The sequence below is a fragment of the Flavobacterium humi genome, from assembly GCF_004745595.1.
Classification (GTDB): Bacteria; Bacteroidota; Bacteroidia; order Flavobacteriales; family Flavobacteriaceae; genus Flavobacterium; species Flavobacterium humi.
Window position 1 is genome coordinate 78,204 of sequence record NZ_SRLH01000004.1, and the last position, 25,071, is coordinate 103,274.

22 protein-coding genes are annotated in these 25,071 nt (G+C 41.8%); 9 read left to right on the forward strand and 13 right to left on the reverse strand.

Features of this window, described 5'->3' with window-relative positions; all coding sequences use genetic code 11:
• Positions 1 to 51: 51 nt before the first annotated feature.
• Entirely contained in the window at positions 52 to 2,565 is a 2,514-nt protein-coding gene (locus tag E4635_RS07960; protein WP_135526108.1) for an outer membrane beta-barrel family protein, read from the reverse strand.
• 165 nt (positions 2,566 to 2,730) lie between these two features.
• Positions 2,731 to 7,035: a T9SS type B sorting domain-containing protein gene (locus tag E4635_RS07965; RefSeq protein WP_135526109.1), complete on the reverse strand. Its 4,305-nt coding sequence runs from the start codon at positions 7,033 to 7,035 to the stop codon at positions 2,731 to 2,733.
• 208 nt (positions 7,036 to 7,243) lie between these two features.
• Here E4635_RS07965 and argS point away from each other — a divergent pair, with 208 nt between their 5' ends.
• Positions 7,244 to 9,019, forward strand: a complete 1,776-nt coding sequence (gene argS / locus E4635_RS07970; protein WP_135526110.1) for an arginine--tRNA ligase — start codon at positions 7,244 to 7,246, stop codon at positions 9,017 to 9,019.
• Positions 9,020 to 9,084: 65 nt separating this feature from the next.
• Here argS and E4635_RS07975 read toward each other — a convergent pair whose 3' ends face one another.
• Both E4635_RS07975 and E4635_RS07980 read right to left on the reverse strand, forming a co-directional pair.
• Entirely contained in the window at positions 9,085 to 9,432 is a 348-nt protein-coding gene (locus E4635_RS07975) for a DUF6686 family protein (RefSeq protein ID WP_135526111.1), read from the reverse strand.
• Positions 9,433 to 9,439: 7 nt separating this feature from the next.
• Positions 9,440 to 10,339, reverse strand: a complete 900-nt coding sequence (locus tag E4635_RS07980; RefSeq protein ID WP_135526112.1) for a DUF6607 family protein — start codon at positions 10,337 to 10,339, stop codon at positions 9,440 to 9,442.
• Between the two features lie 110 nt (positions 10,340 to 10,449).
• On the opposite strand from E4635_RS07980, the gene E4635_RS07985 reads away from it, so the two are divergent.
• The 7 genes from E4635_RS07985 to E4635_RS08015 all read left to right on the forward strand — a co-directional run bounded on the left by E4635_RS07985 (position 10,450) and on the right by E4635_RS08015 (position 18,186).
• Positions 10,450 to 12,555, forward strand: a complete 2,106-nt coding sequence (locus E4635_RS07985) for a TonB-dependent receptor plug domain-containing protein (RefSeq protein ID WP_135526113.1) — start codon at positions 10,450 to 10,452, stop codon at positions 12,553 to 12,555.
• A 12-nt stretch (positions 12,556 to 12,567) separates the two neighbouring features.
• The gene (locus tag E4635_RS07990; RefSeq protein WP_135526114.1) at positions 12,568 to 13,653 is read left to right on the forward strand and encodes an HmuY family protein; all 1,086 of its coding nucleotides are present in this window, start codon (positions 12,568 to 12,570) and stop codon (positions 13,651 to 13,653) included.
• 7 nt (positions 13,654 to 13,660) lie between these two features.
• Positions 13,661 to 14,125 carry a DoxX family membrane protein gene (locus E4635_RS07995; protein ID WP_135526115.1) on the forward strand — a complete coding sequence of 155 codons (465 nt, stop codon included), beginning with the start codon at positions 13,661 to 13,663 and terminating at the stop codon, positions 14,123 to 14,125.
• A gap of 385 nt (positions 14,126 to 14,510) precedes the next feature.
• Positions 14,511 to 15,860: a signal recognition particle protein gene (ffh, locus tag E4635_RS08000; RefSeq protein ID WP_135526116.1), complete on the forward strand. Its 1,350-nt coding sequence runs from the start codon at positions 14,511 to 14,513 to the stop codon at positions 15,858 to 15,860.
• A 100-nt stretch (positions 15,861 to 15,960) separates the two neighbouring features.
• Complete coding sequence (locus E4635_RS08005; protein ID WP_135526117.1) at positions 15,961 to 16,845, forward strand: bifunctional 5,10-methylenetetrahydrofolate dehydrogenase/5,10-methenyltetrahydrofolate cyclohydrolase; 885 nt, start codon at positions 15,961 to 15,963, stop codon at positions 16,843 to 16,845.
• 3 nt (positions 16,846 to 16,848) lie between these two features.
• A complete protein-coding gene (locus E4635_RS08010) occupies positions 16,849 to 17,346 on the forward strand; it encodes a GNAT family N-acetyltransferase (protein ID WP_135526118.1) in 498 nt (165 codons plus the stop codon).
• A gap of 42 nt (positions 17,347 to 17,388) precedes the next feature.
• Positions 17,389 to 18,186, forward strand: coding sequence for a mechanosensitive ion channel family protein (locus E4635_RS08015; RefSeq protein WP_135526119.1), 798 nt, complete (start codon positions 17,389 to 17,391; stop codon positions 18,184 to 18,186).
• A 2-nt stretch (positions 18,187 to 18,188) separates the two neighbouring features.
• Here the strand turns inward: E4635_RS08015 and E4635_RS08020 are convergent, their stop codons facing one another.
• The 9 genes from E4635_RS08020 to rluF form a co-directional block, all read right to left on the reverse strand.
• Complete coding sequence (locus E4635_RS08020; RefSeq protein WP_135526120.1) at positions 18,189 to 18,773, reverse strand: HD domain-containing protein; 585 nt, start codon at positions 18,771 to 18,773, stop codon at positions 18,189 to 18,191.
• Between the two features lie 20 nt (positions 18,774 to 18,793).
• Positions 18,794 to 19,258 (reverse strand): MarR family winged helix-turn-helix transcriptional regulator, encoded by a 465-nt coding sequence (locus E4635_RS08025; RefSeq protein WP_135526121.1) that lies wholly within the window; start codon positions 19,256 to 19,258, stop codon positions 18,794 to 18,796.
• Entirely contained in the window at positions 19,230 to 19,679 is a 450-nt protein-coding gene (locus E4635_RS08030) for an EVE domain-containing protein (protein ID WP_135526122.1), read from the reverse strand. The genes E4635_RS08025 and E4635_RS08030 overlap by 29 nt, the downstream gene beginning before the upstream one ends.
• A complete protein-coding gene (locus E4635_RS08035) occupies positions 19,676 to 20,095 on the reverse strand; it encodes an SRPBCC family protein (RefSeq protein WP_135526123.1) in 420 nt (139 codons plus the stop codon). The genes E4635_RS08030 and E4635_RS08035 overlap by 4 nt, the downstream gene beginning before the upstream one ends.
• A 127-nt stretch (positions 20,096 to 20,222) precedes the next feature.
• A complete protein-coding gene (locus tag E4635_RS08040) occupies positions 20,223 to 20,774 on the reverse strand; it encodes a hypothetical protein (protein ID WP_135526124.1) in 552 nt (183 codons plus the stop codon).
• A 37-nt stretch (positions 20,775 to 20,811) separates the two neighbouring features.
• Positions 20,812 to 21,531: a hypothetical protein gene (locus E4635_RS08045; protein ID WP_135526125.1), complete on the reverse strand. Its 720-nt coding sequence runs from the start codon at positions 21,529 to 21,531 to the stop codon at positions 20,812 to 20,814.
• 16 nt (positions 21,532 to 21,547) lie between these two features.
• The gene (locus E4635_RS08050; RefSeq protein WP_135526126.1) at positions 21,548 to 21,904 is read right to left on the reverse strand and encodes an MmcQ/YjbR family DNA-binding protein; all 357 of its coding nucleotides are present in this window, start codon (positions 21,902 to 21,904) and stop codon (positions 21,548 to 21,550) included.
• 83 nt (positions 21,905 to 21,987) lie between these two features.
• Positions 21,988 to 22,443, reverse strand: coding sequence for a GNAT family N-acetyltransferase (locus E4635_RS08055; protein ID WP_135526127.1), 456 nt, complete (start codon positions 22,441 to 22,443; stop codon positions 21,988 to 21,990).
• A gap of 9 nt (positions 22,444 to 22,452) precedes the next feature.
• Positions 22,453 to 23,280, reverse strand: a complete 828-nt coding sequence (gene rluF, locus E4635_RS08060; protein ID WP_135526128.1) for a 23S rRNA pseudouridine(2604) synthase RluF — start codon at positions 23,278 to 23,280, stop codon at positions 22,453 to 22,455.
• Between the two features lie 120 nt (positions 23,281 to 23,400).
• Between rluF and E4635_RS08065 the strand changes: the two genes are divergently transcribed.
• Entirely contained in the window at positions 23,401 to 25,068 is a 1,668-nt protein-coding gene (locus tag E4635_RS08065; RefSeq protein WP_135526129.1) for a S8/S53 family peptidase, read from the forward strand.
• The last annotated feature ends 3 nt before the right edge of the window (positions 25,069 to 25,071 follow it).

Sequence of the window (25,071 nt, forward strand, 5' to 3'; positions counted from 1 at the left end):
TACAGTTACAAAATAAAAAAAGCTCCATAAACATGGAGCTTTTTTTAGCTATTATAGTAATCCGCCACCGCTTTGGGTTTCGTTGGCATCACGTTGTTTGCGTTGCAGCGCTCTGTTTTTTCCTCCTCCGAATACATAGTTGAAACCTACGTAAAAAGTTTGGCTTTCCCAGTAAAAAGCACCGTATTGTCTGTAAGGAATGTTTCCGTCGAAAGCGAAATGCATCGTGTCAAAAATATCATTCAAACGTGTTGTAACGGTTCCTTTTCCTTTTAATACGCTGTATGTCAAGCCTACATCTGCTTTGTACATCGCTTTTCTTTCAAACTGAAGGCTCAGGTCACGCCCTCTGTACATCCCGAATAATTGGAATTTCAGTTTGGAAGTCGCCGTAAAGGTATTGTTCATTCTTGCATTGAAAGAAGTCACGTCAATTTCGGCATTCTCCAAAGCATTCGTAGTCGCATTTTGGATCGTTCCGCGGACCGTTTTAAAATAGGCATCGGCACTCGCATTGGCAGACCACCATTTTGTGAATTTTAAATTGGCCGAAGCTTCTACACCATAAGCATTGTTGTCATTGAAATTGTCAAAAGAAAGGATTTTACGGTTGTTTGAAGGGTCGTTCGGGTCATTGAAAATCACTCTCGAAATCTCATCATTGATCCTTCTGTAAAATACGCCGGTAGTTACAGATCCTACCTTCATGTTTCGGGTATAATTCACCTCGAATGAATTCGTGAACTGCGGTTTTAATTCCGGATTTCCTTTGGATTCGATCAAAGGGGTTGACCATTCCCTGATTGGGCTGATTTGCCCTATACTTGGCCTGTCAACTCTTCTGGAATAGTTAAAATTGAAGGAATTCTTCTCATTTAAAGTATACGTTACGAAAGCAGATGGGTAAAAAGTAAAGATTTTATCCGTTACCCTGTCACTTTCATTCGAGCTTGTATTCTGAGGCGTTTCATCCGATTTGAATTTCGTTTCGCTTTTGTCAAAATCTCCTGAAATATCGTAATATTCCATTCGGATGCCTAACTGCGTACTCCATTTGCTGCTCCATTCCGTACCGTAATTGGCATACACGGCGCTGATGTTTCTGTTGAAGCTGAATCTGTTGTCGGCATTTTCAACAAGATCGTAAGGCGCGCTAAACTGAGTTCCGTCCTTGTGGGAATTGAAATTGTTTTTTGTCGTTTGAATCCTTGTTTCCGCACCAAGCTCCAGTTTTGTTTTTTCGGTTAAAGGATTGGTATAATCAATATTAATTTGGGTATAATCGGTCACACCTTTAATAACATTCCTTGTATCGAAATCCGATGCCAAACTCCCGTTAGATTCGGTAGAACTGTCATCATAATGCGTGTCTTCGCTGTTTTTTGTTTTGGAATAATTTACCTCAACATCCAAAACCTCGTCTTTTTTGTCAAAATTATGTTTGAAAGCCGCATCGTAGGTCTGGGAATTGTTTTTATTTCTATTTCTGAAATATTGGCTGCTGTCATTATTGCCAAGCCCTGAATAATCGATAATCGTTTTTCCGGTTCCGCCCGTATGGTTTATACTTTGGTTGGTATATACCGAAAAAGTGTTTTTGTCATTAATATAATAATCGACACCAAACTTCACCAAATGGGAATTGTTTAAATTATTGAATTCAAAATTCTGAAGGTTTTCCAACCCTGGATTTGAACTGTTTACATAACCGTGATTGGCGTTTCTACCATGGTTGAAGCCATAATTGGTATAGAAATTTACCTTTCCAACTTTATAATTAAGATTTACAGAAGAGTTTGTTTTTGGTGTTTTCCCGAAAGTTACCCCGGTATTTATAGAACCGTTGAATCCGATATTCGCATTTTTATGCAAAATGATATTGATGATCCCGCTCATTCCTTCCGGGTTGTATTTCGCCGATGGATTGGTGATCAATTCTATTTGTTTGATCGATGCGGAAGGGATTTGCTGCAAAAGCTGCGCCGCATCAACATTGGAAGGTTTCCCGTCAATCAGTACGCGCACGTTTGAATTCCCTCTTAAACTCAATTCCTTGGTCTGCGGATCGATGCTTACCGTCGGTACATTGTTCAGGATTTCAGAAGCATTCGTTCCGGAAGCCACTAAATCTTTTCCGACATTCACCACTTTACGGTCAATTTTCTGTTCGATGGTTGAACGGTCCCTTACAACAGAAACGCCTTCAAGCATGGTCGCCTCTTCTTCAAGAGCAATCGTTTTAAGAGCGACTGATTTGTTTTCGGAAGATAAGTTGAAATTACCTTGGTATGTCTTATAGCCCATAAACTGCACTTCGATGGTCAGGTTCTTTAATTCCAGGTTTCCTACTGTAAATGTTCCGTTTTCTTTAGAAATTGCTCCCGAGATCACTTTTCCGGCATCCTTGATGGTAATGGTGGCGTACGGGATTGGTTCACTGGTTTTCTTGTCGACTATTTTCCCGGAAATGCTTCCGGGGTTTATAAAATTGTTGGGGGCAGATGTCTGTGCTTGCATACTAACGAACTGCGTTAGCAGGCAAATGAGAAAAAGTTTGAGTTTCATACTACTGTTTGTTTGTTTATTGTTGCGATTGATGATTGCAATGCATAGTAGACTATCCTTTGCAGGGATTGTTACAATTTTAAGAAATGTTTAACATCGGGAGGAAAATAAAAAAAAACCTCGCCATGCTTGGGTATGGCGAGGTTTTGTATTTCAGGCGGCAGTCTATCTCTTGAGGGTAAAGTGCGCTTTAAAAGTTTTCGAGGTCCCTTTTTCAAGATAATGCACTGCAAACCAATAATCGGTTGCCGGCAGTGGTTTCCCGTTGAATGTACCGTCCCATCCTCCAGACGATGGTGTGATTTGCTTGATTAGCTTTCCAAACCTGTCAAAAATGAATATCGGGGCATCCGGATTGGAAGGTCTTAAATTAGGAATATTCCAGGTTTCATGGTATCCGTCACCATTTGGGGTGAAAAATTTAGGATAGTTTATAATGATTGCCGTGGCAGGTGCCGGAGAACATTGTCCGTCCTTGTCCCGTACCGTTACCGTATGTTCTCCCGGAGCAACATCGTAAAAAACGTTGCTGTCCTGGAAATCGGCTTCATCCAGCTGGTATTCGTAATTGCCGGATCCGGAACCCAAAACATTTATGGTAATGTAAGAAGGCGATTCAAAAGCATCACTGTACACTATCTCTATATAAGGAGCATATTCGGTTACAGTTGTGGTTATTGTTTTGGAACAGCCCGTAGTAACATCCGTTACCTTTACGCTGTATGTGCCGTCAATTGCCGCTATATGGGTCGGACTGGTGCTTATAATTGTCGGGCTTGGTGCCAAAGTCCATTCAAAAGTATGGTTGGCTGCCGCAACTCCCGGCTCTAAAAGTACCGGATTGACCAATGCGCCGGTTTCGTAATCCGTACAAATGGAATATTCCGGTTGTAAAACGGGATTTGGCAGCGGTTTTACGATTAAAGACAATTCGGCCACGCCAAAACAGGAATTTGCCGGAATGTTATTATTGTTGATGATCCTCACCCAAACACTATCGTTAAAAGGATTGTCATTCTGATACGCAGAAGGATTGGCTATTGGCGTTGCCAGCGGATTATTGGCATCAGCCAAAGAGGTATAATAACTAAAAGAATAATCCGAGGCAGGCGTTTGTGTACCCAAAACTTCAGATTCCCTTTGGGTCAGGTCAAATGAAAAGATACCATCATTTGCTGCAAAAGTATCGCACTCGCTAATAGCAGTTGGCGAAAAGGCAGTTGTGGAATGGTTGATGATGATATTGACCAGGTTTTCATCCTGGCAATTCAGGTGGTTGCTGGTTTCCCTGTAAATATAAATCGGAGAAGTAGTCGAGGAAGTAAAGGTTCTTTGTGAAGCAGTTATCAACTCAACGTTTCCAGGTGTGGTAGGTCCTCCTGATAAAGTATAATAATGATTTTGCGGTGGCAAGACCGGAAGGGTATAAGTGTCACAAGCTGTCTGATTGCCTAAGTCGACAGCTTCTATCCCGTCAATCGCTATTTTGAACATACTTTGAGTATAGCAGTTAGCTGGATCGTTAGGATTTTCGGCATAGATGTAAATTATTTTGGTCCTGTTGGCCAAATCGTCATTGGCATTCAGGTCTGTGATGTCGATAAAAAGGTCCGTAATCGGATTTACGCCCATCGGATCGTCATAGTAATTCCCGTTTGTCAGCGGTAATAAAGTATAATTGTAACAAACCACCTGGTCTGCAGATCCATCAATCACAGGCTTGGTATTGATGTTGATCCTCCACGGTTTTTCTGTAAAACAGCCTGTCAGAGCCGTCGATTCCTTGTAAAGGTATATGGTGGCAGAGGTAGCTACAAAAGAAACATTCGGTATGAGCTTCACATTCCCGGTTACTGAAGGTCCTCCGGATAAAGTATAGTAATCCGCACCGTCAGGATTTATAGGCAGGACAAAATTCCCGCAGTTGGTATAATCCGGCTGGTCGGCTATAATTGGTTTGTGGAATGTAACCACAAATGAATCATCATCAGTACAGTTGGCGCTTGCCACATGGAAATAGATGGTCCTCGTATTTGAACCCACAGGAGCTGTTATGATCCCGGGCGGAATGATATTCCCGCCTCCGTTAGGGGCATCCCTGTATTCTCCAATTGGAGGGGCAGTTAAAACATAAGAAGTACAAACATCCCTGTTAGGCATCGGGATGTGGTCTATGTAAGCGGTAAAATGAATAATAGGTGTCCTACAATTGTTATTCTCCGCAAAAACATAAATATCGGTTGTAGTATTGATTGGGAAAGTAAGCAAATGATACGTTCCCAGAATGTCCTGTGTGTAATAATTCCCAACACTCAAAGCAGGTAGGGAATTGATCGGGTTGCAATCAAATAGGTCCGGGAATGTCCCGGTTATTGTCGGTGTAATATCAACATGGACGGTAAAGCTGCTTTCCAGGATACAAGGAGGCGTTTCCATGGAAACAAAATATACATGGATCACTTCTCCGACAGCAGCCACATAACCAGGGAGCAATTCTGTATTCCCAGGAGTGGAAGGACCTCCGGCCTGTGTGAAATATTGAGATCCTGGGATTGGAGCCGGCGGTAATATGAATTGATCGCATTGTGTATCTCCTGGAGATAAATCGCTCGGATCTACCAACCAGACAAAGAAATCGCTTTCAGAATTACAGCTGGGAATACCTCCGGTTTCATAATACACATAAATATGCTGTTCTGTCGTAATGACGTCCCCTTCAAAAAGCGGTGTACCGGTCCCGTTGGCACCCGTAAAATAATTTCCCTGTGTCAAATGGCCTAAAGTATAGCTGGTACATACATATTGATCTGCAATCTGAGGAATCATAGGGTTTGGGACGGCAACAAGATTTAGGCTTGATACGGTTGCACAACCCGGATCGGTCTTGTTTTGCACCCTTACATAAATTACCGTACTACCAGAAACAAAGAAGGAAGTCGTATTTATATTGTTTATGCCGGCATTTGCATCGGATAAACTGGTATAATAAGTCACATTAAAAATCATTCCGGAAGAACCGTTCAATGCAGTAGGATCTTGTGTTGGCAAATCGAATGACGCGGTCCCGCCTCCTGTTACAGATTCGCACATGCTGAAACTCCAGGCCGGTGCCGGTGCAGGCGGTGGTACGAGTTGCAATTCGAAAGATTTGACAGCATGGCATCCGGCAGGGTTTTGGATCCTTACCCAGATGGTTTTAGGCAAACTTCCTGCACTAACAGTATAGCTCAATGGCAAAGGGTTGGTGTTGGATTCCGCTTCCGATTGCAATTCATGGTAACTAACCTGATTGGAACTTGTAGGATCGACGATTAAGTTGTTGTATGCTAAATTAAAGGTGTAATTGGCTTGCCCTGAATCGCATTTGTATAAAAATTGAGGATTTGGGGTGGTAAGAGTAGCGTTATACTCAATTACGATATCATTGGTGGCAACTTCGCAAAGACTGGATTGCACATAATAAGTGAGCTGGTATGTTCCTGGGCTGCTTATGGTCAAATTTGGGCCGGTTTCGCCAGGCAGAGGATTGCCAAATTCATCTTTCCATACAAAATCAAACAGGTTAGGATCTAATCCGGAAGTTATGGTGTAAGTGTCTCCGTCGCATAGCGCTGTGTTGTTGGCAATGGTCAAGTCGGGCCCTAAAATATCTTCTCCAAAGTCAAAACTGCCCCCGCCCAAAAAAACGGCAGAGTCAAATTCATTATCTCCCCTGTCTGCAATTACCAGTTTGATATGGTACGTTCTGTTAGGTACCAGCGTGGAAGAAGCATTCATTAAAACCGTCTGCCCGTTAAAATTCGTAGCTGAAGTAGTTGCAGCCGCACCTCCGTTGTATCTTCCGAAGTATTGCGGATTGGCAGAAGGACACCCGGAATTATACGTTATGTTCCTGATGGTCCGAACCGAAATTGGCGTGGATGTACTAGGCACAACGGCAATATTCTGTGTTGTTCCGTTTGTGGAATCGGTCAGTAAGAAAGCAAAAGCGTCTTCAAACAAACATTGGTACGCCCCGTATTCTTCAGAAGCAAAAAGAAATTGGAAATTAAAATTGGGCGAAAGTGCCGTAAAATTAAATTCCAGGACCGTGGCGTTTTTGGAATTAAGCGTAATGCCCGATGCCAAAAGTGCCGCTTCCAAATCCGCATCGCCATCCCAGGCCATACTGCCGTCGCTTAACTCGGAAGTGTTTGGTCCCTGAGAATTGAAAATATTCCCTGTCGTCAGGATTACGCCATTTTGCAATGGAAAATTAGGATTTGTGTTTTCAAAATAGCCAATCCCATTTGAAGATCCGAAATTGGTCCCTGTCCTGAAGCTTACATCACGTGCATTTACGCAAGGGCTGTTTACCAAAACATCTTTTACCAATTCATCCTCGCTGTACGCGGTACTATTGATCGTAATCGATTGGGAGAGCATCGGCAGGCTGGTGGCCAGTATAAAAAAAAATAGAATTCTTTTCATGGATTTATGCTAAATTTCGAGCGGGCAAATGTATACTAAATTTACGAAATAAATTAAGTAAAGAACTGTGGTTTAAAAAGTTATTTTAAATATTATGAGAAATGTAAATATTTAATTGTTAATATTAGAGTTTTAATTTTGAGATTGCCCAAGAGCAGATTGCCTTATTCGGCGAATAAGTTTATCTTTGCCTGCAAAATAAATTATCATGACACTATCGCAGATTCTTACACCCCAAATCCAGAAAGCTGTTCAGGCTTTATTTGATGTTTCCCTCGAAAAAGTAGAATTTCAGGTAACTCGCAGGGAGTTTGAAGGTGATATCACTATGGTTATTTTTCCGTTGTTGAAACTTATAAAAGGGAATCCTGTGGAAATCGGGACAAAAATCGGGGATTACCTAACCGAAAATGTTGCAGAAGTGGAACGTTTCAATGTAGTGGCCGGGTTTTTGAACATTGTGATTTCAGATGCGTATTACCTGGATTTTTTCAACCAGATCAAAAACGACGAACAATTCGGGTTTGTTACTCCAAAAGAAGGAGGAAAGGCGGTTTTAGTCGAATATTCATCCCCAAATACCAATAAACCGTTGCATTTGGGCCATGTCCGAAACAACCTTTTGGGGTATTCCGTAGCAGAAATACTTAAGGCTTCAGGAAAAAAAGTATATAAAACACAGATTATCAACGACCGTGGGATCCACATCTGTAAATCGATGCTGGCCTGGCTGAAATTCGGGTACAACGAAACGCCGGTTTCTTCAGGGCTGAAAGGCGACAAGCTGGTTGGGAAATATTATGTGGAATTCGATAAAGTCTATAAATCCGAAATCAATGTACTGATTGCGCAGGGCAAAACAGAAGAAGAAGCTAAAAAACAGGCGCCAATTATCCTGGAAGCCCAGCAAATGCTTCGAAAATGGGAAGCAGGCGACGAAGAAGTAGTGGCACTTTGGAAAAAAATGAACCAATGGGTTTACGACGGGTTTGCCATCACTTACAAGAATTTAGGCGTTGATTTCGACTCGTATTATTATGAGAGCAATACCTATTTGTTAGGGAAGGAAGTGGTCCAGTTTGGCCTGGAAAAAGGGATCTTCGAAAAAGACCCGGACGGTTCCGTATGGATTGACCTGACGGCGGAAGGACTGGACAGGAAAATTGTCCTTCGTTCGGACGGGACGGCTGTTTACATGACCCAGGATATCGGGACTGCCATCCAGCGTTCCAAGGATTTCCCGGACGTAGGAGGAATGGTGTATACCGTTGGGAACGAGCAGGATTACCATTTTAAAGTGTTGTTCCTGATCATCAAGAAACTAGGCTTCGACTGGGCACAGAACTTGTTCCATTTATCGTACGGAATGGTTGAATTACCTTCCGGTAAAATGAAATCGCGTGAAGGAACCGTAGTGGACGCAGACGATCTTATGGAAGAAATGACCCAAACGGCACGACAGATTTCAGAAGAATTAGGAAAGCTGGAAGGTTATGGCGAAGAAGAAAAAGCATCCCTTTTCAAAACCATTGGGCTTGGCGCACTAAAATATTATATGCTTAAGGTCGATCCTAAAAAACAGATGATGTTCAATCCTGAAGAATCGGTTGATTTTGCCGGAAATACAGGTCCTTTCATCCAATATACTTACGCCCGCATCCAATCGATCCTTCGTAAAGCCGACTTTGACCTGAATGTAGATATCACCGAAACATTGCATGAAAAAGAAAAAGAACTAATCAAACAAATCGAGATGTACCCTGAGGTGATCCAGCACGCTGCTGCGAACCACAGCCCGGCTTTGATTGCCAATTACACCTATGATTTGGTTAAGGAATACAATTCGTTTTACCAAACGGTTTCCATACTCGGGGAGGAAAACCTGGTCAAAAAAATCTTCCGTGTGCAATTGTCCAAAAAAGTGAGCGATACCATAAAATCAGCCTTCAGTTTATTAGGGATCAGTGTTCCTGAAAGAATGTAAAAGCATAAAAAAATCCGCCTCGTTTGATGGGAACTCGGCGGATTTTTAAACAAACAAACAAAGTTTTAATTAAAGTTTAGCGGATACCTGATGTCTTTGTACGTCAGGTATTCTTTCTTTTTAGTGATGTCCAGCAAACAGATCAGTTCGCTCAATTCATACCTATCAATAAGGATGATAAAATTAGTCTGTAAGGTTGGGATCGGGATTTTTTTCTCGAAAACCGAATTTTCATATTCCTTTTCCCAATACGAAACATCAATCTTTAAAAGGAAATGGATAAAGCTATCCAGTTCGTCAGGTGTCAGGTTGAAATTCAAATTCTTAAAGGAGAGTTGGTAATTTTCAGAATGGGAACAACGTATCAAAAGCCCGTTTTGAGTCTGGTTTAAGTATTTGATTCTCTGACACATATTGCGTTTATTTTATAATGTAACTATCTATTATCGTGTTGATTTCTTCTTTTGAAGTATCCGGTTTCAGATCAAAAAGAGTCATAAAAAGCGGTTGTTTGTTAACGGTTTTTTCCAAATTCAGGTTTTTATTCTGAGCAAAAACAGTTTCCCATTTGTCTCTCACTTTTTTCCAAAGCTGATTGTTTTCTTTCCACCAGTTTTGAGCTGCTTTACACTTCGAATCGTCTACTTTTGTATACACATCGTGCCCTTTTTCCTGAGCAAGCAAAACATCCGGGGTGTTGTCTGCCCTAACGATTTTGTCATTATCCTGATCGTGGATCCATCCGAAAGCGGTTATCTCATGTACGTTAGTCCTTTTTAGTACATTATAATCATTCCTAACCGTATGTTCTCTTCTTGGAAGCGGTGCGTCGGTAGTGTTTTCCCATACATGCCTTCCGTCATAATGCGACCATGTTGCTGTCCCTTCGTATCTCGGGCTGTCATCAACTTGATATACTTTTTGAGTCCATTGGCCTTTTACTGCATTGGAAGGCAACTTTTTGAATTTCCAGCTGGTGTCTTTGTAAAAATCATAAAAATTGGTATTCTCGAACATCCAATCCTGCCTCCAGTGTTTGATGATGGTTTGGTCGTTTACGATCAATAAATGCTGCATTACGATTTTGTTGGGCTGGTCTTCTACCAATTCGACCCATTCCAATCCGTAATCGTGTTTTGTTTTGGACGGTTTGTAGTTTAGGGTGTCTTTTGAATACTTAAAAGTTTCTGCAAAATTGAACTTAACCTCATAACAGCCGCACATTGATTTAATGGCTTTTATGTCCTGTGATTTCTTGTCCTGGCTATAACCAATTGTTGCAAAGCCTGTTACCAAAATAAGTAAAATGATTCTTTTCATTAGTATAAAATTAGATTTGATTTTTCTTTGGCAAATATATTATATTTATTTAGAACAATTAAAAATAACGTATATATTTGCAAAAAAATTATTAAGACCCAATCTAAATAATGAAGCAAAAAATACTTTCCATAGTACTTATATGTCCTTTTTCCTTATGCCTGGCACAACAGAAACAATTGGATTCCGTTAAATCGAATGCGTTGAATGAAGTGGTGGTGACAGGCCAGTTTGAACCGCAATCTGTAAAAAAATCGGTTTTTAACGTCCGGCTGATTACCAGTAAGGATATTCAAAATTTAGCGGCTAATAATTTGTCTGATGTGTTGAACCAGTATTTGAATACTACGGTAAGGCCAAGCGGTGCCGATGGGCGCTCTACAGTATCTTTATTCGGGCTTGATTCCCAATATTTTAAAATTTTGGTAGACAATGTGCCTTTGGTCAACGAAGCCGGTTTGGGGAACAATACGGACCTGTCCCAAATCAATTTGAACGACATAGAACAGATCGAAATCGTTGAAGGTTCTATGGGCGTTACCCATGGAGCCAATGCGGTGAGCGGCATCCTGAATATCATCACTAAAAAATCATCGGTACAGAAATGGAGCATCAGCGCAACTTCCCAAGAGGAAACCGTTAAAAACGAATTCTCCTTTTTCGACCGGGGCCGGCACATACAATCTCTTAAAGTGTCGCATTCCCTTGCGGATAACTGGTTTGTCAGCATTGGTGGCAACCGGAATGATTTTCAAGGGTTTTTAGATGATAAAAAAGGGAAATACCATAAGGAGAATGACCAGGCAAGAGGCTACAGATGGCTTCCGAAGGAACAAATAAACGCTTCGGCATTAATCAGTTACCAGAAAAAACAATTCCGGGCCTTCTATAAATTCGAATACCTGGATGAAACGACAGATTTCTACAACAGTACCGTGCAATCAGGTTTCAGTGATCAGTTCGGAGGGTATCGGTACGCGGATGACAAACGGTACCTGGTGAACCGTTTTTTCCACAACTTGAATGTTGCCGGCAAGCTTTTTTCGAAAATAAATTATACCGCTTCCCTTTCCCACCAGAAGCAGGAACGCAATGTTGAGGATTTCAGGTATAACCTAAGCAGCAGGAAGGAAACCATGAATGTTACCGCAAAAGACCAGTCGATGGAAGTGCTGTATTCCACAGGAACGCTAAGTAATTTCTTTTCAGACAAATCGGTTGATTTACAATTAGGATATGAAACTGTGCACAACAGAGGGTTTTCCGTAGTTCAGGAAGCGAACAATACCTGGACGGCTGTGGCTGAAACGTTGGAAAACTATGATTTTTTTGCTTCTTCTGAAATCAAGGCCACTGAAAGGCTTTCCATCCGTCCCGGATTGCGTTTTTCCGTTCAATCCAAATTCAAGGAACAATATGCATCGTCACTTGGTTTGCGGTATTTATTCGATAAAGGATTGGAACTTCGCGGATCATATGGCAATTCATTCAGGACGCCAACCTTTGAAGAACTGTATTATAAGATGGTTTTTGACAGCCATTATTTTGTAGGGAATCCAAACCTTGTCCCGGAAACCAGCACCTCCTATGAAATAAGCCTTAAAAAAGCAACCGCCCTGAGTTCGGGGTTGCAAATTTCAAATACTTTTTCAGGAAGTTTTTTAAATGTAGATGACAAAATACAAAGTGCCCTGATTGCAGTTAACCCAAGTAAATACCAATACATCAATATCAACAAGTACAACGTGTGGAATTTTTCCTCAACCAACCAATTCAAAAAAGAAAACTGGTCTTTCAATTTAGGTGCGGCCTTGATTGGTATTTCACAGAAAATAAACAACCAGGAATTTACGTCAAGCGAAAAATACCTGTATTCTTTTACTATCAACAGCAGTGTTTCTTATGCCATTTCGAAATGGGACGCTGTTGTATCTGCTTATTACAAGTACAATGGAAAGTCACAGCAATTTGTGCAAGGTGACGGAGCCTATGTCATTTCGGATATAGAAGCAAGCAACTGGCTGGATGCTTCTGTCCGTAAAAATTTCTTCAAAGGCAAACTCGAAACTACCTTGGGTGCCAGGAACTTGCTGAACGTAACCAGCATCAACCAAACCAGGACCAATGAAGGGGCAGGGCATGCCACCTCTTCACAAATCATGCTGGCGTACGGCCGGTCCTATTTCCTTAAACTAACGTATAACCTTAATTTCTAAATAATAAATATCATGAAAAAAACATTTTTATCCTTAACTATTGCCTTGCTGACACTAGCATCGTGTTCAAGTGATGACAATACTTCCGGTACTGAAGAAACAATTTCAAACGGGGCTACTGTAAAACCGTCTGTAGGTGGCCCAAACCAGCCTAACCAAGTATATGTAGACTTCAGCGGTCAATCTTCCACATTCATCAACAGAGGCTCTTGGGATTTCGGGTTCTCTTCAGGCTCAGAATTCAGGGTTGTCATCAACGGATCGCTAAAAATGGCAGTTAAAAAACTGGCAACTTCTGATATTACTTTGGCACAAACAGCTGATACTGATGTGGCTGTTGGCGCAGGTGAAAAAGCGTCAAGCAATGGGTATTGTGATAACCCTACAGGTGTTTTAGCTGGAGGAGGTGCAGGTATCGGAACGGCTATTGCTGAGATTTCTGCTACAGATGCCGATAATAAAGTATACTTGGTAAACCTTGGGTTTGCAGTGTCTACAACAACACCAAGTGCAGGTTCTGTAAGTATTGATGGAGCAGACAGAGGATGGAAAAAAGTAAGGATCTTACGCAACGGGAACGGTTACAAAATCCAGTACGCAGATTTGGCTTCAACGACTTACCAGGAGAAAACAATCTCCAAAGACGCGGAGTACAACTTTACATTCTTCAGCATGGCTTCCGGTGCGACAGTGGCTGTTGAGCCTAAAAAAGCAAACTGGGATATTTGTTTTACTACGTTTACAAATTACGTTAGCATGCCTTCTGAAGTAACGTATGGCTATTCTGATTTTATCGTTTCCAATATGAAAGGCGGGACCAAAGTGTACCAGGTTTTGAATACCGTAAGCACCTATGCTAACTTCGTTAAAGCAAGTATTGTAGAGGCAAATTTCGATGCTTCGGCTACAGACCAAAGAAAAATCGGTTCCAATTGGAGAAACGGCGGTGGCCCAACAACTTTGCCAAGTATCAGGGATGATCGTTTTTATGTTTTGAAAGATGCAGCCGGAAACTATTACAAATTAAGGTTCCTGGCCATGACAAACGAAGCAGGTGTAAGAGGAAACCCAACAGTAGAATACGCAATCTTAAAATAATCCGGGTATGAAAACAATTAAAATCCTGATCATCGTCCTGAACCTGTTCGTTGGCGGATTTATGATTTACGGCGGAATAGGGAAATTTACAAAACCGATCCCTGCGCCCAACTCGATTATAGAACAAGTCCAAAAAGGAGAAGAAGTAGCCCCGAGCACTGAAGTCCTGATGATCAAAAACTACATCTTCGGCATGAAGCAAACCAATTATTTCTGGCAGTTCTTAGGTTTTGCCGAACTATTGGCAGGCTTGTTGCTTTTCAGCCAGGTTTTGGCAAGGATAGGCGCTATCATAGCTTTACCGCTAACCATCAATATATTTTTGTTCCATTTGTTCCTGGAGTCGGAAGAATTGGGAGAACTGGGGCTAACATTCGCGCTTTTTGCAGCCAATATAGCACTCATAGGATTTACGTATAAAATATGGAAACAGCTTTTATACGATAAGCAGGCGCTGAAACTGGCGTCATAAATATCTCTCTAACTATTTGATTATATGAAAGCTGCCGGGGTTTGTTTCCCGGCAGTTTTTTTCGTTATGGGAAATCCGTTCTTTTTGTTAAAAGTTGCCCTAACTACTTTTTTATGTCTTATTTGTAAAGTATAATTGTAGTATTAATCTTATTAAATTTATAAAATGGAATTTTTAACTTTTCAATAATAAGAGTAATTTTTTGTTTTTTAAGGAAAGCCTGGAGTGATTTTTTGCTTCAGGTTTTTTTGCTGTTATCAAAAATGAAGCATGTTTGCAATAATAGAACCAGCCTTCGCATAAAATACTAAAACTTTGCACCTCACTAACTTTGCGGCTTTGCGACTTTATATTATCTTTGCATCACATTTAGAAAAATAAAATTATGTTCAATAATCTAAGCGATAAGCTTGATAAAGCTTTCCATATATTAAAAGGCCACGGTAAAATAACCGAAGTAAACGTTGCGGATACCCTTAAAGAAGTACGTCGTGCCTTGCTTGATGCCGATGTCAACTTCAAGATTGCCAAGGATTTCACCACCCGTGTAAAAGAAAAAGCAATCGGGCAGGATGTATTGACAACCTTACAGCCGGGTCAATTGCTGGTAAAGATCGTTAAGGACGAACTGACTGAATTAATGGGGGGCGATGCAGCCGGGGTAAACCTTTCCGGGAATCCGTCGGTGATCCTGATGTCAGGTCTTCAAGGTTCCGGTAAAACGACTTTTTCCGGGAAACTGGCTAATTTCCTTCAGACAAAAAAGAACAAAAAACCATTATTGGTAGCGTGCGATATCTATCGTCCTGCAGCGATCAACCAGTTGCATGTGGTCGGAGAGCAGATTGGTGTAGAAGTATATTCGGAGCCGGAAAACAAGAACCCGGTGGAAATTGCCCAAAACGCAATCAAACACGCCAAGGCCAAAGGATATAATGTTGTCATCGTCGATACGGCCGGTCGTTTGGCTGTCGATGAGGAAATGATGACCGAAATTGCCAATGTGCATAAAGCAATCCAGCCGCAGGAAACGTTGTTCGTAGTCGATTCTATGACAGGGCAGGACGCGGTAAATACGGCCAAAGCCTTTAACGACCGTTTGAATTTTGACGGAGTGATCCTGACCAAATTGGATGGTGATACCCGTGGTGGAGCTGCAATTTCTATCAAATCGGTAGTAGACAAGCCTATCAAGTTTATCGGTACGGGAGAAAAAATGGATGCCATCGATATTTTCTACCCTTCGCGTATGGCAGAGCGTATCCTGGGCATGGGAGACGTGGTTTCCCTTGTGGAAAGAGCGCAGGAGCAGTACGATGAGGAAGAAGCGAGAAAGATCCAAAAGAAAATCGCCAAGAACGAATTCGGGTTTGATGATTTCTTAAGCCAGATCCAGCAAGTGAAGAAAATGGGTAACATGAAAGACCTTGTAGGAATGATCCCGGGTGCCGGGAAAGCCCTGAAAGATGTTGAAATCGAGGACGATGCGTTCAAGCATATTGAAGCCATCATCCATTCGATGACACCACAGGAAAGAAGCAAACCGTCCATTATCGATATCAAACGTAAAAACAGGATTGCCAAAGGTTCCGGACGAAAACTCGAAGAAGTGAACCAGCTGATGAAGCAGTTTGACCAAATGAGCAAAATGATGAAAATGATGCAAGGGCCAGGAGGCAAGAACCTGATGAAAATGATGGGAGGAATGAAAGGCGGCATGCCCGGAATGAGATAAGATTAGTCAAAAAAACCGAAAGTCTTAAAGTCGTAATGTCTTTAAGACTTTTGCCTTTAAGGCATTACAACATAACAACTACACAACAAATATTTAAGGAATGCAACTACTAGACGGAAAAAAAACATCACAAGACATTAAAACGGAAATCACTGCCGAGGTAAACAAAATGAAGGCCAATGGCGAGAAAGTACCGCACCTTGCCGCGATCATTGTAGGTAACGACGGCGCCAGCCTTACCTATGTAGGAAGCAAAGTAAAAGCCTGCGAATTGGTTGGGTTCGAATCGACGCTGGTAAAAATGCCAAGCACCACTTCCGAAACCGAATTGCTTAAAAAAATCAAAGCACTTAACGAAAATGACGATATCGACGGATTTATAGTCCAGTTACCGTTGCCGGACCAGATTGATACACAAAAAGTCCTTATGGCTATTGACCCAAGCAAGGATGTAGATGGTTTCCATCCGGAGAATTTCGGGAAAATGGCTTTGGATATGACTACCTTCATCCCGGCGACTCCTTTTGGGATACTGGAGCTGTTGGAGCGTTATGGTGTGGAGACCAAAGGAAAGCATACCGTGGTAATCGGAAGGAGCCACATTGTAGGCCGCCCGATGAGTATCTTAATGGGAAGAAAAGGTTTCCCGGGAAATTCAACAGTGACCCTAACGCATAGTTATACCAAGAATATTGCCCAGATTACGACTCAGGCCGATATTATCATCACGGCATTGGGAGTGCCTAATTACCTGAAAGCCGAAATGGTCAAGGACGGAGCAGTTGTCATCGATGTGGGCATCACCCGTGTGGAAGACAAATCCTTGGAAAAAGGCTATGTTATTACCGGAGATGTTGATTTTGAGAATGTATCCAAAAAAACCTCCTTTATTACCCCTGTTCCCGGCGGAGTTGGGCCCATGACCATTGCCATGCTGCTTAAAAATACCTTATTGGCCAGAGAACAAAGACGTTTGAATAGTTAAAATATGACAATTACAGTTGCTACAAAAGAACAATTAAGTATTGTTCAAAGGCTGGCTTATGAAATATGGCCTGATACCTACGGAAAAATCCTCTCGAAAATACAGTTGGATTTCATGCTGGATAAATTTTACAGTACCGCTTCGCTTGAAGAACAGATGCTAGAGAAAAACCAGGTTTTTATGTTAATCGAAGACCAAGGAAAATACCTGGGCTTTTGTGCATACGAACTCAATATCGATAACAGCCAAAAAACAAAGCTCCATAAAATTTACGTTTTACCTGAAACACAAGGCAAAGGTGTGGGCAAATTATTGCTGGAAACCGTAGAAAATGCCGCCAGAAAGGCTGGAAATACACATTTGATCCTGAATGTAAACCGGTTCAACAATGCCCTGGAATTTTATAAGCACAAAGGTTTTACCGTTGTAGATGAAGTAAATATCGAGATCGGCCATGGCTACCTGATGGAAGATTATGTGATGGAGAAAAATTTATCCTAGTTTTTCGCGTTAACTATACAAAAAATACAATTTTAAAGCCCCATGACACCAGTTGCAACCATAAAATACATTTCAGATAATGTAGATGCGTTTATCGAATATTCCCCAAAACTGCTGACGGCCCTTTTTATTCTTTTTGCCGGTCATTATGCTATTAACCTTTTCAGGAGGCTGGCCAACAGGGAAGTACGAAAAAGAGAGCTGGACCTTACGCTATCCAAATTCCTGATCAATATCGGGACGTGGCTTTTGCGAGTCCTGCTTTTTGTCACTTTTATATCAAAATTAGGAATCGAAACGGCTTCTTTCGTGGCGATTATCGGAGCGGCGGGTTTAGCCATCGGATTGTCCCTTCAGGGATCGCTATCTAATTTTGCCGGCGGTATCCTGATTATTTTGTTCAAGCCTTTTGAAGTTGGAGATTCTATTGAAGTACAGGGTGTCTCGGGAACTGTAGCCGAAATCCAGATTTTTGTGACCAAACTGACCGCTTCGAACAACCAGGTAATCTTCATTCCCAACGGGGCATTGTCTAATGGGAATATCATCAATCATTCTTTGGAAGGTACACGCCGTGCAGATTTACCGGTTTTGATTTCCTATGATGATGACCTGAAAAAGGCAAAAGAGATTATTTTATCCATATTGAATACCAATGAAAAAGTACTCCAGGAACCTGCTCCGGCGGTAGATGTTACGGCCTTGACGGAAACAGGAGTACGGTTAAGCATCAAACCCTGGGCTACAAATGAAGACTATTCCAAAATGTGTGCGGAAGTCCTTGAAAATTGTAAAATAGAGTTGAATAAAGCCGGGATTGTCCTGGAGAAAAAAGTATAGCCTTATTTTTTCAGGATTCCTTTTTCCACACTGTCATTCAAAATACCTTCTGCGTATTTCCAGATTTCGGATGAGCCCAAAGCCATGACCTTTTTCTTGTCGTGGACCGTTTGGTAAGGTACGTCGAATTCCTTCCAGGTGCCACCGTTATTGGAAGCATTCTGAAGAAGCGGCTCGAGCCTGTCCATCGTTTTGGCAAACTTAGCCTCGGCACTCTGGCCCAGTTCGAATTCTTCCCAGACGGCTATCAATTCCTGGGCTTGCTCGGTTGGCAAAATCCCGAAAATCCTTTGGGCTGCTTTGGTTTCTTCTTCAGTATTGGTGTGGTTTTTGGAAGTATCGTATAGGAATATGTCCCCGGAATCGATTTCTACAATGTCATGGATGAGAACCATCTTCAACACTTTCAAAACATCAATCGGTTCGTTGGAGTGCCCTGCCAAAACAATGGTCATCATGGCCAGGTGCCAGCTGTGTTCCGCATCGTTTTCTTGTCTGTCGCTGTTGATGAGTTTTGTTTTCCTAAGGATGTATTTCAGTTTGTCGATTTCGGTTATAAACGCGATTTGTTTCTTTAAATCTTCCATTGTAAATAATAGTTAGCTTTTTACTTGTTTTCTGCCGAAAGCAATTCTATTAATTGCCTATTAAATTCTCCGGTCGATGCGCCAAGGGCCGAAAAAAATTGTTTGTCAAAATTTTCAACGGTAACCACCGCTTTTTTAACGATTTCCTTTCCGTTATCGGTAAGCCCGACGGTTTTCGCCCGTGTATCGGTAAGATGTTCCTGCCGTAAAACGAGCCCTTTTTGCTGTAATGTCCGCAATACGGTTGAAGTAGTCATGGGATCGATCTTGGTATGCGAAGACAAAACGATCTGCGTGACTTCTTTTTTATGTAATGTAAGCCAATGGATACTGGCCATAAGCACGAATTGGGAATGGGTTATCCCATAAGGCTCCAATGCTTTCTTGAGCTGCCTTTGCCAGAGGCTTGTTACTTGCCATAACAGGAATCCCGAACTGTCTTCTGCTTTTGCTACACTAAATGTATTGTCTGGTGATGTACTCATCCTTACTCATTTTTGAAGCGATAAAGATAAAATCATTTTGGCTGATTTCAAAGAAACCGAACCGGAACGGATAACCCCATGATTTTTTATCGGTAATGAATTCCAGGTTTTCGATAAGTGGCAGGATGGATGTTTCGGTGCTATCCAGAAACGTTACGTTCCTCCTGAACGGACGGAAGCCTTCAGTCATTTGAAAAGGATATATTTCGTCATCCTTTATTTTTCCCACAGCAGTAAACGCCTGGCATTTTTCGGAGCCCTCCATTGTGATTTTTGAAGAATACACCAATAGGAAATCTCCTTTTTTCATCCGTTTAAGCGGTCCCGGCTTCCCATGGCAAACTTGGATAAAACCACCTTCCACGCCACGTTGGGTATGTGTTTTTGAAATGGCAGCTACCCAATATCGTGCAGCACTCATAATTTCGACGCCGCTTTAATTTGAGCTTCCATGTCAGTAGCGAAACCGTCTGTGATTTTTTGTGCCACCAATTTTACCCAAAGAAAAGCCAGGATGCCTTTAACGGTAATAGTACTTGTTATGGTAAGCCCGTTTTCTGTTTCTTCCAAAAGATGTTCCCCGTACATTTTGGCTAAAGGGAATACGGTAAGATCTGTAAAGTTTTTGTTTTCGATTGCCTTGAGTATTTTTATTTTGACATTGGGACCGTCTTTCGGGCGAAGCGTAAAATAATTCCCGGCTGTAAAAGCACCATCCAGTTTGGCGTATTCAATTCCTTCGTCCCAGGTATGCCAGTTATTAACATCGGCAAAAAGCTGCCAAAGCTGTTCTTTCGTCACCTCTTTCGTCACCATTGAGTAAGATCTTGTCCACATAATTTTGTTTTTTTATAATTATAAGTACAAATATAATATGTACACTTATTATATGCAAATTATTTTTGATAAGGATAAAAAAAAGAGCCTTATATAAGGCTCTTGCTATTTGTTATGAAAAAGAAACTTAATACCATTCCGGCAGCCTTTTTAAGTCATAAGTGCTTATCTGGCTGATGTCACGGTCTGTATAAACAGGTATCTTAAGAATACAGGATACGTTTGTTTCCAAGCTGTTGGAAGTGAGGTCGAAATCGAATCGCGGGTTTGTAGCCGAAAGGAATTTTACTTCTTTGGTATTGTCAATAAAACTGAACAGCACATTGACCATTCCAATGCATCCAATATGATTGGCCACTACATAGCGGAGCAGGACAGGTGCTGTATCATATACATAGGTATAGCCTCTTGGGTCAGTCATATCTCTTCCCAAATTATTTTTGACTACTTCTATATCATGGGCCTTGATCTGGTCAATCGAATCAAATTCCCGGTATTGCAAATGAATATCCATATCAAAGCCTGGATATACTGATTTACCTTCATCTTCTTCATCATCATTATACAGCCTTCGGTATTGGGTATAATGGGCATTCGCCTGACGTTCGTGGTCGTAACGGAATACAAATTCGGCAAAAAGATGGTCGGTTTTCGTATACACTTTGAGAGTTCTGTCCATAAAAATATAGATTGGTTAATTTTGTTATAGTGATGATTTATTCGAATGAAGGGCTTAACGGCAATATTTTGTCCATGCCATGTTGAACCCTGTCGTGGCAATCCTCTATGCTTCCTACATACCTCATTTTTTTGGGTACGCCAAAGGTGAATAGGCCTTTGCCTTTTGCCATCCTGTCGAGCTTGCGTAAGGCGCGGGGCGATAGTTTCCGGTATAGCGGTTCAAGGATGTCGCATTGTTCTGCCGTTCCGTAAGCCAGGTCCCATTGGTCCGCATCGGTTCCTGTAATAAGGTTTTTGGAAAAATATACTTCTCTTAATCTCGGATAGGCAAATTCAAACACTTTTTGGGAGCCTTCATTGCCAAATGCCACTACTTCTTTGTTTCTGACAATTAGGAATCGAATAATGCCGGCATCTAATTTTGAAAGTTGCCTGGTGACTATTCCGGCAACACTGATCCATTGTATTTCATGCCCTTGTCTTTTTCTTTCGGCATCGAACCAGGCATAGAAATCCCGGATCTGACTGATGGTTTTGTATTTCAGGTTGCCGTTTTCTACAGAAATATTGAAAGCATTCGCCTGCTTCCAGGCATCGTTTTGCTTCTTCCGGTCTTTTTTCAGCCAACATCCTTGCTGAAGGGTTAGATTCCCGGTTTCTTTTTGATAGCATTTGAGGTTTTTCCATTCCTGGGAAAGGGCGGAATGTGTATTCCATACAAGCAACAAGGCAGCTATGGCTACTTGTTTTTTCAATAGTAAGATTTTCGGATTAGGATTCTTGGTCAAAATCAGATCGGATTTGGCTTGATAGTTTTTTAGGAGCAACTTCGCAATAGGCTGTTTTTAAAGCATCTGTGCATAAATCAGGATGTACTTTGTTTAAATCTACATTTGTCCAACCCTGTTTCCCCCATTTGTTGGGAACAGCATAAATGATACTCTTATCGGAAACAGAAAAGATGTCCTGGTCCGCTTCAGACAGTTTCAGGCAGGCGAGGCTGGTCTTCAGGTCATACGTGGCAAATATTTTTTTTCCTACCCGGAAAGAAGTTTTTTCAAAATGGGGTTCCTCTGAAGTTTCAGGAAAGGAAAGAGCCAGTTTTCTAAAAGTTTCTATTTCAATCATGGTCTTGGTTGGTAACTCCTTGGATGATATGTAAATATAGCACAAAAAAACATACATTCAAAAAGCCGGAAATGAAAAAGAATCTAAACGGCAAGTGTTTTCTCAAAGCAAACACTGGTTGCAAGGCCTTGGTATTTCCCGAAATTAGCAATGATATGGTACCCGCTTTTATGATATAAAGCCATGGCGGCCAGTTGCTTGTTTCCTGTTTCCAGGACGCATTTCGTATAATCCAGTTCTTTGGCCCAAACCTCCAGGGCAGTCAGTATAGCCGAAGCGATTCTTTTACCGCGATGGTCCTCAGGGACATACATCCGTTTTACTTCCATCACACCAGCGGAATATTCACGAAGGGCACCGCATCCTACAGGAACCTGGTTCTCATAAGCAACAATGCAATGTTTTAGTGCACCGGTTTTGTTCAGCTGACCTAAAAATGCGTGTTCTTCCCCGTCCAATAGCCGTAATTCCGCATCGAGCTGTTCCACAAGTTTTTGGAAATCGTTATCTTCCGAATCAGTCCTGGTACAGCGTATCATAGATTGGTTTTATTCTTTTCTGAAATTCCTGTTGCTGCGGTCCGGTCTTTGAGGTGCCGCTTTCCTGTAATCTTTCCGGGGCGCTGCCTGCGGGTTCGCTTTCGGGAAACTTGCTTCTTCGGTTTTGCTTGAAGGTTCTATCAACGTATTCAATTCGGTAATTTCAGCATCGGTCAGTTCCCGGTAACGGCCTACCGGAACGTCCAGCGAAATGTTAATGATCCGGATGCGTTTCAATGCTGTCACTTCATAACCCAAATATTCGCACATCCGGCGGATTTGACGGTTGAGCCCTTGCGTCAGTATGATCCGGAAAACGTACTTGCTGATTTGCTCTACCTTACATTTTTTGGTTACCGTATCCAAAATAGGAATACCACTGCCCATTCTTTGTATAAAACGATCTGTTATAGGTTTGTTTACCGTTACGATATATTCTTTCTCGTGATTGTTGCGGGCGCGCAGGATCTTATTTACGATGTCTCCGTCATTGGTCATGAAAATCAGGCCTTCACTGGCTTTGTCCAGCCTTCCTATGGGAAAGATTCGTTTTGGGTAATTAATGTAGTCCACGATATTGTTCCGAACCTCAAGATTGGTAGTGCATTCAATGCCAACGGGTTTATAAAAAGCCAGGTAAACAGGTTTTTCGGTTTTCTCACGAACCAGTTTCCCATCCACACGCACTTCATCGTCAGGGGAAACTTTGGTCCCCATTTCAGGAACGACGCCATTGATGGTAATACGTCCTTCTTCCAGTAATTTGTCGGCTTCACGGCGGGAGCAAAATCCTGTTTCGGAAAGGAATTTATTGATACGGGTTAAGTTTTCTTCCATGCAGCAAAAATACTATTAATTTGAAAAACGGGAGCCACAAAATCCGTGAAATATAATTTTTACCCTACTGGGATTTCAAATCCTAATATCCTTATATTTGGGAAGTTAAAAATAATTGATATGGATAAAAAACTACTTTCCTGCATTTTGTTGTTCTTTTTTTCGATAATGGGCCAGGCTCAGAATAAAATTGAAGGTTCCCAGCCGTCTTTGGCGGATACCGGCCATGAATTGTATGTTGCTTTTTCAGAAGAAGTTCATTTTGACGGTCCAAATTATAAGGAAACGCTTTTGGGTTCTATTCCCGAAATGAAAGTTATAGAACAGGAATTCCATCTGCAGTGCGAAAAAGGAATTGCCATTTCAGACGAACAGCTTAATTTTATGGAAAGTGAAGCAGTCCGTATTTCAAAAAACAGTCAATCGGTTAGGAAGTTGAGGAATATACTGAAAGTAACAATCGACAATCCAACCAATGAAAGGCTCCAGGTTTTATCGGCAAAACTCGAAAAATTGCCGCAGGTAAGGTATTGCAGCCTGATGTCCACAATGCCTGTGCCGCCGCCGGCAGATATTACGCCAACGACTACCAACTATGAACCGAACCAGACCTATTTACAGGCTAACCCGGGCGTAAATATGTCCTATGCCTGGGGATTGGGTTTAACGGGAAGCGGGATCAGGATTCGGGATGTGGAATACGGATTCAATAAAAACCATGAAGATTTAGCCGATGTCAATGCGTCTATTGCAGCAGGAATGACTGTTTCGTCATCTGCATCAGTTGATTATACTGAGCATGGCACAGCTGTATTGGGAATTGTTTATGCAGATAAAGGAACGTACGGGATTTCCGGGATGGCTTATGGTGCCCAGGAAATGGTACAATTCCCGGAATGGCAGGAAATAGGTTACAATAGGGTAAATGCGGTGGCTCAGGCAGTTGCGCATTCCATTGCCGGAGATGTAATCATTTATGAAATGCAAACCGGAGGGCAAAACAGCAATTATGTTCCAGCCGAATTTAATGCTGCCGTTTGGGACCTGACAAAAGCGGCTACGGATGCCGGTATCATAATAGTGGCTGCTGCCGGGAACGGAAATGAGAACCTTGACGGAGCTTACTATACTGCTTACAGGAACAGGGGCGATTCAGGCGCTATCATTGTAGGAGCGGGTTCGGCTTCTTTAAGCCATCAGAAATTATCGTATAGTACTTATGGCAGCAGGGTGGATGTCCAGGGTTGGGGAACCAATGTAAGGGCTACCGGTTATGGCGATTATAGTATTTTCGGAGGAGATTTCAACCAGCAATACACCAATTTCTCAGGCACAAGTTCGGCTACACCTATTGTGGCTTCCTGTGCTGTGGTGCTCCAGTCGTATTATCACGGTTTGTCCGGGAATTACCTGACCAGTATCCAGATGAGGGATTTACTGAAACTGACCGGGATTCCTCAAGGTACGGGTGGAAATATCGGCCCATTGCCCAATATGCAGGCTGCGATCCAGCACATTAATGCTTTGTTAAGCACTCCTGAAAATGCAAGGGTCGTTTTTACAGTGTTCCCGAATCCGGTAAAAGATAGGATTGCTATCACTATTGAAGAAGAGGTAACGGCTACGGCCAAAATGGAAATCAGCAATTCGCTCGGCCAAATAGTGTACACTACGCCTATCATTTCAGGGAAGAATGAGGTTTCTTTAGCAAATTTTCAAAACGGCTTGTATTTCGTCAAGATAACAAACAACGGAAAAACATCAGTCAGGAAAATTGTGAAGCAATAGGAG

Bases quoted from the DNA above. Each gene is read 5' to 3' on its own strand.
- E4635_RS07965 (WP_135526109.1), bottom strand. From the start codon at position 7,035: ATGAAAAGAATTCTATTTTTTTTTATACTGGCCACCAGCCTGCCGATG.
- E4635_RS08025 (WP_135526121.1), bottom strand. From the start codon at position 19,258: ATGAGTACATCACCAGACAATACATTTAGTGTAGCAAAAGCAGAAGAC.
- argS (WP_135526110.1), top strand. From the start codon at position 7,244: ATGACACTATCGCAGATTCTTACACCCCAAATCCAGAAAGCTGTTCAG.
- E4635_RS07975 (WP_135526111.1), bottom strand. From the start codon at position 9,432: ATGTGTCAGAGAATCAAATACTTAAACCAGACTCAAAACGGGCTTTTG.
- E4635_RS08035 (WP_135526123.1), bottom strand. From the start codon at position 20,095: ATGTGGACAAGATCTTACTCAATGGTGACGAAAGAGGTGACGAAAGAA.
- E4635_RS08015 (WP_135526119.1), top strand. From the start codon at position 17,389: ATGACACCAGTTGCAACCATAAAATACATTTCAGATAATGTAGATGCG.
- E4635_RS08055 (WP_135526127.1), bottom strand. From the start codon at position 22,443: ATGATACGCTGTACCAGGACTGATTCGGAAGATAACGATTTCCAAAAA.
- E4635_RS07960 (WP_135526108.1), bottom strand. From the start codon at position 2,565: ATGAAACTCAAACTTTTTCTCATTTGCCTGCTAACGCAGTTCGTTAGT.
- E4635_RS08010 (WP_135526118.1), top strand. From the start codon at position 16,849: ATGACAATTACAGTTGCTACAAAAGAACAATTAAGTATTGTTCAAAGG.
- E4635_RS07995 (WP_135526115.1), top strand. From the start codon at position 13,661: ATGAAAACAATTAAAATCCTGATCATCGTCCTGAACCTGTTCGTTGGC.
- E4635_RS08005 (WP_135526117.1), top strand. From the start codon at position 15,961: ATGCAACTACTAGACGGAAAAAAAACATCACAAGACATTAAAACGGAA.
- E4635_RS08020 (WP_135526120.1), bottom strand. From the start codon at position 18,773: ATGGAAGATTTAAAGAAACAAATCGCGTTTATAACCGAAATCGACAAA.
- E4635_RS08040 (WP_135526124.1), bottom strand. From the start codon at position 20,774: ATGGACAGAACTCTCAAAGTGTATACGAAAACCGACCATCTTTTTGCC.
- E4635_RS08050 (WP_135526126.1), bottom strand. From the start codon at position 21,904: ATGATTGAAATAGAAACTTTTAGAAAACTGGCTCTTTCCTTTCCTGAA.
- E4635_RS07990 (WP_135526114.1), top strand. From the start codon at position 12,568: ATGAAAAAAACATTTTTATCCTTAACTATTGCCTTGCTGACACTAGCA.
- E4635_RS07985 (WP_135526113.1), top strand. From the start codon at position 10,450: ATGAAGCAAAAAATACTTTCCATAGTACTTATATGTCCTTTTTCCTTA.
- E4635_RS08030 (WP_135526122.1), bottom strand. From the start codon at position 19,679: ATGAGTGCTGCACGATATTGGGTAGCTGCCATTTCAAAAACACATACC.
- E4635_RS08065 (WP_135526129.1), top strand. From the start codon at position 23,401: ATGGATAAAAAACTACTTTCCTGCATTTTGTTGTTCTTTTTTTCGATA.
- rluF (WP_135526128.1), bottom strand. From the start codon at position 23,280: ATGGAAGAAAACTTAACCCGTATCAATAAATTCCTTTCCGAAACAGGA.
- ffh (WP_135526116.1), top strand. From the start codon at position 14,511: ATGTTCAATAATCTAAGCGATAAGCTTGATAAAGCTTTCCATATATTA.
- E4635_RS07980 (WP_135526112.1), bottom strand. From the start codon at position 10,339: ATGAAAAGAATCATTTTACTTATTTTGGTAACAGGCTTTGCAACAATT.